Genomic DNA, 10,907 nt, shown 5'->3' with positions numbered 1-10,907 from the left:
AAGCCGTTATTTGATTCGGTGTTCGCCCTCTTGGTCGCGAATTGGCTTAACAACWAAGTGTCATCCTTAGCCCGATTTGCCTCTCGACGCCAACATCGCATGTGATGATCGCTATTTCGGCAGGGGCATTATTGGCGGTATTTGGTCTCAGTGGCCAAGACAATTGGCAATGGTTCACCGCCGACGATCAACGCGCACTCATGCTCGCGTGGCAGCAATGGCAAATGGCGCCATTTTTTGGTGTGGGCATGGGCAATGGTCCGTCTACCCTATTATTGCTGTCCGCCTCACAACCTCATCACCCTGGTCCAGTGACGTTACCCAGTGCTTTGCTGCTGTGGTTACTTGAAGGGGGGATGCTCGTAGCCTTCGGTTACTTGGTGGTGTTGGCCGCGCTGACACTTCGCATTTTACGTGCACCATCAGGCACTCGTAGGATATTGATCGCCCTGGTGTTGCCACCTCTGACAGGCCTGATGATTTATCCAGCCAGCGGCACACAATGGTTTAACGGCGTACTATTACTGATTTGGTTATATTGGTTAGACAATTTAACCAGTAAATATCGCCGTTATCCCATGTTTTCTCACCGCTATAGCCAGCGTGTTGCGAGTCGTACCGTGATCACAGCGTTAGTGCTCGCCACTTTGCTGAGCCTATCATCCGTTTATTTGGCCAATCGCTATCTGCGCGACTCCTTATTAAGTTCACAGCGCTTTGCTCTATATCAGCAGCACCCATGGTGGCAGCAAAAACTGCATTGGGCACAACAAGACCGTCGCTTTCAAGCTAATTTAGTGCGTCTATCCGATGTCGAACGCCACCAGCACTTAGATGACTTACTCCGTCAAGTGGCCCAGCGCCCACGCTTTTCTGGCTATCAGCACGCGTATCAGATTGCATTACAAATTGGTGATCATCAACGCGCGCGGGATATTCAACAAGAAGCGCGCTACTTATATCCGCAAGCGAGCAAAGTCTGGACCACTCGCCATACCTTGCCCGCCGCGTCAACGCATTAGCGTAATGCGCTTTCTAACGCTTTAAGGCACAGCGCAACATTCTCATGCCGTGCCCCATAGCCCATTAAACCAATGCGCCACGCTTTACCCGCGAGATCGCCTAATCCAGCACCAATTTCGAGGTTATAGGTATTGAGTAGATGCTGGCGCACGGCCGCATCGTCCACACCATCGGGAATAGTGACTGCATTAAGCTGCGGCAACCGATAAGGCGACTCAACCACAAACGTGATCCCGAGTTCATCCAGCCCCGTTTTGAGGTGTTGATGCATGTCTTGATGACGTTGCCATGCGTTTTCAAGCCCTTCTTGATAAAGCCGCAATAAAGACTCATGCAAGGCATACAAGCTATTGACCGGCGCGGTATGGTGATAGCTGCGTTTACCTTCCCCGCTCCAATAACCAAGCACCAAGCTTGATCGAGAAACCAGCTTTGTACCTTATGGGTACGCGCTTGCATTTTGGCCACGGCACGCGATGAGAAGGTAACGGGTGATAAGCCAGGGACACACGACAAGCATTTTTGGCTACCGGAATACACTGCATCCAACTGCCATTCATCGACCTTTAATGGCACGCCGCCGAGTGACGTCACTGCATCCACAATGGTTAAACAGCCGTGCTCACGTGCCAATCTAGCCAGTGTTTGCGCATCGGAGCAAGCACCGGTCGAGGTTTCAGCGTGAACAAAGGCAAGCGTGCTGGCATCCGGATGATCTTTCAGCGCCTGTTTCACTTTTTCCGGGCTAACGGGCGCCCCCCAGGCATCGTCCACCATCACCGCCGTCGCGCCGCAACGCTCGACATTTTCTCGCATGCGATCGCCAAACACGCCATTGCGACACACGATGACCTTTTCACCCGGTTCAACCAAGTTAACAAAACAGGCTTCCATCCCGGCACTGCCTGGCGCCGAGATCGCAAGGGTGAAAGGGTTCTCGGTTTGAAATGCATATTGAAGCAGTTGTTTCACTTCATCCATCATGGCAATAAATAGAGGATCAAGATGTCCCACGGTAGGGCGGCTTAATGCTTGTAGCACAGCAGGATAAATATCTGAGGGACCCGGCCCCATCAGCGTACGAGCAACGGGCTGAAAAGATTGAATATCAGAAATTGAACGCGCCATAACGTTTCCTTGTTGTTGGTACAGAGGGTTGACCGTTATAGCATATTTTTTCGCCACATCCCTATCATCTAGCACGCGAACTGTGTGATCGCAGGACAATTTTCCAAACCGCTAACGATGATAAAACTCAGTTGACACCCCGTTGTCTCGCCCGTAATGTAAAGACTGTTCACGGGATGACCCGTGACTGAACATGCAGAAGAGGTGCATTTCTCAGGCAGTTATCATACGGAGCCCCACTCCAAGGTGTGATAATCAGGGGAGACAATGCCGAGGCGGCGTAAGCTTGGGGGCGAAACGCTGCCGGCCTAGAAGGCTGAATCCTTCAGGCTGTCACTTGTCATCCATATAGGAAGACAGGTGGAGCGCTTCTGGCAGTACCTGCCTGCCGTTTGCTCTTCCTTCTTTTTTGCGGTCCGCTACCGCGGTCACGATGTGACTTCTGATGTTCCCCACGATGAATTGATTGAGACCCATTTTTATGATGAGAGGGGAAAAAGGACGTGAACCCACTACCACCAATGTCGGTCGCTAAGTTTGGCGGCACCAGTGTCGGAACGCTAGATGCGATGCAGCGAAGCGCCGATGTTATCGAACAAAACCCACACACACGCTTAGTGGTGATCAGTGCATGCGCAGGCGTCACCAATCACTTAGTCGCACTGGCTCAAGGCGTCAACGACCCGCAAGCACGTCAAGACAAACTGGCTGCCATCACCGCTATCCATCAAGCCATATTAACCCAGCTTCCCGCTTGCCAAGACACGCAGGTGGCGGTTGATCACTGGCACCACGCGATGACCGGAGCATGCAAACACCGCGGCCTCTACCCCCAGCTCGGCGTTAACGGATGCGTTGGTCGCTTGTGGTGAGCTGATCTCAACCCATATTTTTACCCATTTGCTCAACAGCCGAGGGATGGCAACGGTGAGGGCCGATGCACGCGCATTACTGCGCACCGATAGTCAATTCGGCTGTGCCCTGCCTGACCCACAGCAAACCAAAACGCAGTGCCAAGACCAGTTACTCCCCCGATTAGCGACACATCTCGTGGTCACCCAAGGATTTATTGGTGCCGATGCCAACGGGCAAACCACCACCTTAGGCCGTGGCGGCAGTGACTACAGTGCCGCCTTGTTCGCGGAGGCGATTGGTGCAAAAAGCTTGGCAATCTGGACCGACGTACCCGGGATCTATACCACGGACCCACGGATTGCTGACCGTGCTCGTCCTATCAGTGAAATTAGCTTTAGCGAAGCCTCGGAAATGGCGACCTTTGGCGCCAAGATCTTACATCCATCGACCTTAGTCCCTGCCGTGCGCCAGCATATTCCGGTGTTTGTCGGGGCGGCGAACGCCCCTGAACAAGGCGGGACCTGGATTCGCGAGCAAGCGCATACGGCACCGCTGTTTCGCGCCGTGGCCTTGCGACGTAACCAAACCATGGTGACATTGACCAGCTTAAACATGTTCCATGCTTATGGGTTTTTGGCCAAAGTGTTTGAGATCTTGGCACGTTTTGAAATCTCAGTGGATTTAATCACTACCTCAGAGGTCAGTGTCTCTTTGACCTTAGATCAAACCCATACCCAGGGTGACGCGCCGCAGCTGCCGGAGGCTGCCGTCGCCGAGCTTACCCGGTTATGCCAGGTGAATATCTGCACGAATCTGGCGGTTGTTGCGCTGATTGGTAACAACATGAATCATACGCCGGGCGCGACGTTCCCGGTGTTTAGCGCCCTTGCTCAACATAAACTGCGCATGATTTGCTATGGTGCCAGCGATCACAATGTATGTGTGGTGGTCGAGGATCACGACGCCACTGATGTGGTTCAGCGGCTACATGCTGACTTATTTGAGTAAAAAAAGCCAGCACAACCAATGTGCTGGCTTTTTTCGTTAGCCGTTTAAATTAGGCCCAAGCCATTTTTCCGCTTCTTCGCGACACCATCCTTTACGGGCGGCATAGTTATCGCATTGATCCGCTTGGATCTTGGCGACCGCAAAGTAGCGAGCGTCTGGATGCGAGAAGTACCACCCCGAGACAGACGCACCCGGCCACATGGCATAACTTTCGGTGAGTGTCATCCCTGTGTACGCTTCTACTGAGAGCAACTGCCAGATTTTGCTTTTTTCACTGTGCTCTGGGCACGCCGCATAACCCGGGGCCGGCCGGATCCCTTGGTATTGTTCGCGGATCAATGCATCATTATCGAGCGTTTCATCGGGCGCGTAACCCCAAAGCTTCATACGGACTTGCTGATGCAGGTATTCCGCAAAGGCTTCGGCTAAGCGATCAGCTACCGCTTGGATCATGATCGCGTTGTAGTCATCACCTTGTGCCTTATAGGTAGCGGCCAGTTCATGCTCGCCCACCCCACCAGTGACCGCAAAGGCGCCGATCCAATCGGGTTGCTTACTGGTATGGGGGGCAATGAAATCAGCAAGGCTATAGTTGGCGCCACGCGGCTTTTTGGTTTGCTGACGTAAATGGTTCAGTACCGTGCCCACCGCTTGCCGTGATGGGTCGGTATACACCTCGATATCATCTTCAATGCTATTGGCAGGAAAGACGCCACACACCCCTTTTGCGGCGATCAAGCCTTCGTGCTCAAACCGATCGAGCCAGGCGTTGGCATCCGCATACAAGCGGCGTGCTTCTTCGCCCACCAACTCGTGATCCAAAATCGCCGGGAATTTTCCACTCAAGGACCAGGTCATAAAGAAGGGGGTCCAGTCGATATACTGGCGAAGCGTGGCAATCGACACATCATCGTAAACATGCACCCCCGGCTTCAATGGCTGTGGCGGCGTGTAGTTCGCCCAATCGGTTTGCCATTTGTTCGCCCTCGCCGCTTCCAGGGTCACAGGCGGAGTACGAGGCGCTTTGCGTTGGTGCTGTTCGCGTACCGAGACATACTCTTTTTGTAACCGCGCAACGAAGTCTGGAAATTGGGCTGGCGACAATAACGACGCACAGACGCCAACTGCACGCGAAGCATTGGATACATACACCACAGGTGCTTGGTAGTGCTGTTCTATTTTGACGGCTGTGTGCGCTTTGGAGGTGGTTGCACCGCCAATCAGAAGCGGAATATTAAACCCTTGGCGTTCCATTTCTTTGGCGACATTCACCATCTCATCCAAAGACGGTGTGATAAGGCCGGATAAGCCAATAATATCAACTTGTTCTTCACGTGCGACCGACAGTATTTTTTCAGTTGGTACCATGACACCCAGATCGATGATCTCGAAGTTATTACATTGCAGCACCACGCCGACAATGTTTTTGCCAATGTCATGCACATCACCTTTTACTGTGGCGAGTAAGATTTTACCGTTGGTTTGGCCTTGCTGCTTTTCCGCGTTGATGTAAGGTTCCAGGTAGGCCACTGCCTGCTTCATCACTCGGGCCGATTTCACCACCTGAGGGAGAAACATTTTACCCTCACCAAATAAGTCCCCTACCACATTCATGCCTGCCATCAGCGGGCCTTCAATGACTTCTAGCGGCTTACTCGCGGCTTGGCGTGCTTGTTCCGTGTCCTCGATGATAAATTCAGTAATGCCTTTAATCAATGCATGTTCAAGACGCTTATTCACCGGCCAGCCGCGCCATTCTGCGGTTTCTGCTACGTCGTTTTCGCCGCGATCTCGGTAGCTGTCAGCCAACGCCAACAAACGCTCGGTCGCTTCGTCATCCTTGTTCAGTACCACATCTTCGACGGCTAGCCGCAATGATTCCGGGAGATCATCATAAATCGCCAATTGCCCTGCGTTGACAATCCCCATATCCATGCCGTTTTTAATACAGTGATATAAAAACACCGCATGGATCGTCTCACGCACTGGGTTATTACCGCGAAACGAGAAAGAGACGTTTGACACTCCACCCGAAATCATCGCATGAGGCAGGGTGCGTTTGATGTCCTCCACGGCATTGATGAAATCAACGGCGTAGTTATTATGTTCATCAATCCCAGTGGCGACGGCAAAGATATTAGGATCAAAGATAATGTCTTCAGGCGGAAAGCCGACTTGGTCGACCAGCAGATGATACGCGCGCGTACAAATCTCAACTTTACGTTCACGGGTATCGGCTTGGCCTTGTTCATCAAACGCCATCACAATCACAGCAGCACCGTAGCGGCGCACCAGTCGAGCTTGTTGAATAAAGGCAGTTTCCCCTTCTTTAAGAGAAATAGAGTTCACAATCCCTTTGCCTTGAATGCACTTAAGCCCCGCTTCGATAATTTCCCATTTCGACGAATCAATCATCACTGGCACACGGGCAATATCGGGCTCTGCCGCACAAAGATTGAGAAAGCGTACCATGGCCTGCTGCGCATCCAGCATGCCTTCATCCATATTGATATCGATGATTTGTGCGCCGTTTTCCACTTGTTGTAACGCCACTTCAAGCGCGTCGTCATATTGTTCTTCGACGATTAAACGCTTAAAACGCGCCGATCCGGTGACATTGGTGCGTTCGCCAACATTCACAAACAAACTATCAGCATCAATGGTCAGTGGCTCGAGCCCAGACAAGCGGCATGCAACCGGGTGACAAGGGAGTGTGCGAGGCGCGTGCTTGGCCACCACTTCGCTGATGGCTTGGATATGCTCCGGTGTGGTACCACAGCAACCGCCCACCAAGTTAATAAAGCCAGAGGCGGCCCATTCATCAATGTGTGTCGCCATCTCTTCAGGCGAGAGATCATATTCGCCAAACGCATTGGGTAAGCCCGCGTTGGGATGGACCGAAACAAAGCCTTCGCAAATCTCACTGAGCTCTTTGACGTATTGACGTAATTCAGCCGGCCCTAAAGCACAGTTCAAACCGAAAGATAGCGGTTCAGTATGGCGTAAAGAATGATAGAACGCCGCAGTTGTTTGTCCGGACAAGGTACGCCCAGAGGCATCCGTGATGGTGCCGGAGATCATAATCGGTAAGCGAGCACCACGGGCATCAAAGACTTTTTCTACTGCAAACGCACAGGCTTTAGCGTTCAAGGTATCGAAGATGGTTTCCAGCATGATGAGATCCACACCACCATCGATCAGCGCTTCGGTCGACTCTGCATACACCTCAACCAACTGATCAAAATTCACATTGCGAAAGCCAGGATCGTTCACATCCGGCGAAATAGAGCAGGTGCGGTTTGTGGGTCCGAGAACGCCAGCCACGAAGCGGGGTTTTTCTGGGGTTTTCGCCGTCCAGCGGTCAGCCTCCTCACGAGCAAGACGCGCAGCGGCTAAATTTATCTCCGCACTCAGTGCCTGCATGTCATAATCGGCCATCGCTATCTGGGTCGCATTAAAGGTATTGGTTTCTATGATGTCCGCGCCGGCTGCTAAATAGTCGCTGTGCAGACCCGCAATTTTTTCTGGCTGAGTCAGTACCAAAAGATCATTGTTACCTTTGACATCACAGTGCCAATCTTTAAAGCGTTTCCCTCGATAGTCAGCTTCCGTCAATGCCAATCCCTGAATCATGGTGCCCATGCCACCATCGATCACCAAAATATACTCAGCGAGACGCTGTGCTAATCGATCCATTCTTACCCCGTGATATCACCGTCCTGATTGCGATAGTTTTATCCTATCACAGCCAATTTGGAAATCTAGACGTCTATTTAAATGAATTAATATTGATCTATTTCAAATCTGCTGTTCGTTTTGGCGACGATTTCCATTAATATTTTGACACTCTTTCTTCCACTCTCTAGCCGCATTAGGAATGATGTATGTCAACCTACGCTATCCTCAGCTTTTTGGCCGCCGCCGCCATCATCATCGCGTTCATTAATAGCAAAATCAGCAGGGTACAAACAACGATCGCGATCACCGCCAGCTCTCTGCTCCTTTCTCTTATCATCGTCATAATCGGTCAATATCAAGCGATTCCGTTAAAAGCAATGGCGGAACAAATACTGACTGATATCCACTTTGATACCTTTTTACTCAAAGGCGTACTCGGTTTCCTTTTGTTCGCAGGTGGTATTGGTGTCAAGCTTCCTCATTTTTCTGATCAAAAATGGGAAATTACAACGCTCGTACTCGGCGGGCTTTTGGTGTCTGTTTCCTTGGTGGGTGCCGGCATTTGGAGCATCTTCCAACTGATCGGTATTCCGTTTGATTTTATCTATTGTTTACTGTTTGGCGCGCTGATCTCTCCAACCGACCCCATCGCCGTGTTGGCAATCGTCAAGCGGTTACAGGCACCAATGCGGATCACCACCCAAATTGAAGGGGAGTCGCTGTTTAATGACGGGGTCGGTATTGTTATTTTTGTGACGCTTTTTACCCTGGCATTTGGCGACAGCGACCCGACACTCGGCGGTACGATTGCATTGTTCTTGCAAGAGGCAATCGGTGGGGTTGTATACGGTCTGATATTAGGTTACCTATTCCACCGCTTAATCTGCGCGACCAATGACCATTCAATGGAACTGCTACTGACACTGGCTATTCCAAGCGCAGGGTATGTGCTGGCCGATATGTTACATGTGTCAGGTCCGCTCGCGATGGTGGTGTCTGGGATTATGATCGGCAACTGGACACGCTTTATTGGTTTTTCCAAAGAGAGTGAGGATCACCTAGATCACTTCTGGGAATTGGTTGACGAGTTTCTTAATAGCTTACTTTTCTTATTGATCGGGATCAGTCTACTTCAGATTGGCTTTCATAAGGAAGACTGGATCATTATGGTCGCGGTTGTGCCTGTTGTACTGTTCGCGCGTTATCTCAGTGTGAAAGCCTGTTATTTCGGCTTCAACCGCTTTCGTCAATACAACCCTTGGGCCGTCCGTATTTTAAGCTGGGGAGGCCTGAGAGGTGGGTTAGCCCTTGCCATGGCCATGGCAGTGCCGGCTGGCGTCATGGTCGTTCCTGAGAAAAACATAGACGTACGTGAGTTGATACTCGTCATGACCTACGCGGTGGTCGTCTTCTCTATTCTGGTGCAAGGTTCGACCATGACAGGCATGGTCGATAAAGCCAATGCCGCCCAAGAGGAAATGGACAATCCACGCGTTTAAGTATCCTTCCCCAATAAGGCGCCAATGAGGCGCCTTTTTTTATTCATCGAGGGTAAAGTTAAATTGTGAAAATTCGTCCAAATTGAACGGTGTCAGCTGATAAACACAGTAATTTAACCAATTGGCAAAGAGTAAGTGTCCATGACTCCGCCAACTGACATACGGCGGTTGAGACGGGTCATCATCAGGATAATAGTTAATAGGGACAACGGGCTCCATCCCTTCTTCAAGATCGCGGTGATATTCATGATGCAACGTATGTGAGTCATATTCGGGGTGCCCCGTCACAAATACATTCCGTTTATCCTTGGTAGCGGCCAGGTAAGTGCCCGCTTGTGCAGAGGTCGCTAAAATATCGAGATCCGTATGTTCATCAAGAAAGCTTGGCGAAAAGTCCGCATACCGGGAGTGAGGCGCGAGAAAACTATCATCAAATCCACGCAATAAAGGATGGGTGGCCAGTGCTTCATTGATCTGATGCCGATAGACGCCGGATAATTTTTCTTTGCGCGTTTTTTTGGGTAAATCGTAAAGGAGCTTTAAGCCCGCTTGAGCTGCCCAACAAACATATAGGGTTGACGTGACATGCTGATGTGCCCAATTCATCACATCTTGCAAGTGCTCCCAGTAAATCACATCTTCAAACTGAACCAAACCTAGTGGCGCACCAGTAACGATAAGGCCATCAAAGTTGCGTTCACGCACGGTTTCAAACTGTCGATAAAAGGTATCTAAGTGCTCCGTTGGTGTGTTCTTACTGGGCCGATTATCAATGCGTAAAAGCTCGACATCAACTTGTAAAGGACTGTTAGAGAGCAAACGCATAAATTGCGTCTCAGTTTCTATTTTTTTGGCATTAAGTTGAGTAACAACACCTTCAACGGGCGAATGTTTTGACTCACCGCGCGCGTCTGCGACATGACGAAAATGTTTTCTCGACGCAAAATGTTAGTGGCGGGGAGCTGATCCGGGATTTTTATCGGCATCACTGCCTCCTAAAGATTAAAGATGTTTAGACGTCCAGATATCTAACAACATAACCTAGTGCCCGATGAAGCTCAAGCAATAATCAACGTTGAGACTTTCCCTTGTGGGTAGGGATAGTGAAATCTACCGAAAGCGCGAGACAAAAAGATGAGGTATGTAGATAAGAAGATACAATTTAGAAAGAACCAGAAACGAAAAAGCCCCCCGCAAATGCGGGGGGCTTAAAATAGCTCTTGGCAGTGACCTACTCTCACATGGGGAGACCCCACACTACCATCGGCGCAGCAACGTTTCACTTCTGAGTTCGGCATGGGTTCAGGTGGTGCCGTTACGCTATGGCCGCCAAGAAAATTCTGGTGCTGATAGGCAGATTTGAACTGCCGACCTCACCCTTACCAAGGGTGCGCTCTACCAACTGAGCTATATCAGCAAAATCGTTATCAACGTTTTACTTATTTTTTATCATCAAAGTCTTACGCATATCAGCTTTGATGATTAATTTTTACTAATTACAGCCTAATACTCAGCTCTAATTAGGTAATGGAGAGCCTGGCGATGTCCTACTCTCACATGGGGAGACCCCACACTACCATCGGCGCTGCTTCGTTTCACTACTGAGTTCGGCATGGAGTCAGGTGGGTCCAAAGCGCTATGGTCGCCAAGCAAATTCGGTAATCTAGAAAGCTGTTCGTTCTCGCCACAATCAACTGGCTTATTTCGAGTCCAACC

Annotated in this window: 3 protein-coding genes, 1 tRNA gene, 2 rRNA genes, 3 pseudogenes and 1 riboswitch; of the genes and pseudogenes, 3 read left to right on the top strand and 6 right to left on the bottom strand. The window is 50.5% G+C overall.

Annotated features, from left to right (window positions below; translation table 11 throughout):
* Positions 1-104: 104 nt before the first annotated feature.
* The gene (locus tag DZ54_RS0115625) at positions 105-1,022 is read left to right on the top strand and encodes a Wzy polymerase domain-containing protein (RefSeq protein WP_025675089.1); all 918 of its coding nucleotides are present in this window, start codon (positions 105-107) and stop codon (positions 1,020-1,022) included.
* On the opposite strand, the pseudogene DZ54_RS22485 reads toward DZ54_RS0115625, so the two are convergent.
* Positions 1,019-2,151: pseudogene (locus DZ54_RS22485) on the bottom strand (pyridoxal-phosphate-dependent aminotransferase family protein). The gene DZ54_RS0115625 and the pseudogene DZ54_RS22485 overlap by 4 nt on opposite strands.
* Before the next feature lie 191 nt (positions 2,152-2,342).
* Positions 2,343-2,530: riboswitch (Lysine riboswitch) on the top strand.
* Between the two features lie 142 nt (positions 2,531-2,672).
* On the opposite strand from DZ54_RS22485, the pseudogene lysC reads away from it, so the two are divergent.
* Positions 2,673-4,014: pseudogene (lysC, locus tag DZ54_RS22480) on the top strand (lysine-sensitive aspartokinase 3).
* A 36-nt stretch (positions 4,015-4,050) separates the two neighbouring features.
* On the opposite strand, the gene metH reads toward lysC, so the two are convergent.
* Positions 4,051-7,710, bottom strand: coding sequence for a methionine synthase (gene metH / locus DZ54_RS0115605; protein ID WP_025675085.1), 3,660 nt, complete (start codon positions 7,708-7,710; stop codon positions 4,051-4,053).
* 188 nt (positions 7,711-7,898) lie between these two features.
* Between metH and DZ54_RS0115600 the strand changes: the two genes are divergently transcribed.
* Positions 7,899-9,191, top strand: coding sequence for a cation:proton antiporter (locus tag DZ54_RS0115600; protein ID WP_025675083.1), 1,293 nt, complete (start codon positions 7,899-7,901; stop codon positions 9,189-9,191).
* Positions 9,192-9,230: 39 nt separating this feature from the next.
* On the opposite strand, the pseudogene metA reads toward DZ54_RS0115600, so the two are convergent.
* The 4 genes and pseudogenes from metA to rrf (DZ54_RS0115580) form a co-directional block, all read right to left on the bottom strand.
* Positions 9,231-10,177 (bottom strand): annotated as a pseudogene (gene metA / locus DZ54_RS22475) (homoserine O-succinyltransferase MetA).
* Between the two features lie 232 nt (positions 10,178-10,409).
* A 5S ribosomal RNA gene (gene rrf, locus DZ54_RS0115590) occupies positions 10,410-10,525 on the bottom strand.
* A 7-nt stretch (positions 10,526-10,532) separates the two neighbouring features.
* Positions 10,533-10,608, bottom strand: a tRNA-Thr gene (locus tag DZ54_RS0115585).
* Between the two features lie 117 nt (positions 10,609-10,725).
* Positions 10,726-10,841 (bottom strand): 5S ribosomal RNA (rrf, locus tag DZ54_RS0115580).
* Positions 10,842-10,907 lie beyond the last annotated feature (66 nt).

Source organism: Salinivibrio socompensis S35, from assembly GCF_000513715.1.
Lineage (GTDB): Bacteria > Pseudomonadota > Gammaproteobacteria > Enterobacterales > Vibrionaceae > Salinivibrio > Salinivibrio socompensis.
This window is presented reverse-complemented; position numbering and strand designations above follow the sequence as displayed.

What these genes read in the sequence shown, in the direction of transcription:
- DZ54_RS0115625 (WP_025675089.1), top strand. Translation starts at nt 105, where the DNA reads ATGATCGCTATTTCGGCAGGGGCATTATTGGCGGTATTTGGTCTCAGT.
- metH (WP_025675085.1), bottom strand. Translation starts at nt 7,710, where the DNA reads ATGGATCGATTAGCACAGCGTCTCGCTGAGTATATTTTGGTGATCGAT.
- DZ54_RS0115600 (WP_025675083.1), top strand. Translation starts at nt 7,899, where the DNA reads ATGTCAACCTACGCTATCCTCAGCTTTTTGGCCGCCGCCGCCATCATC.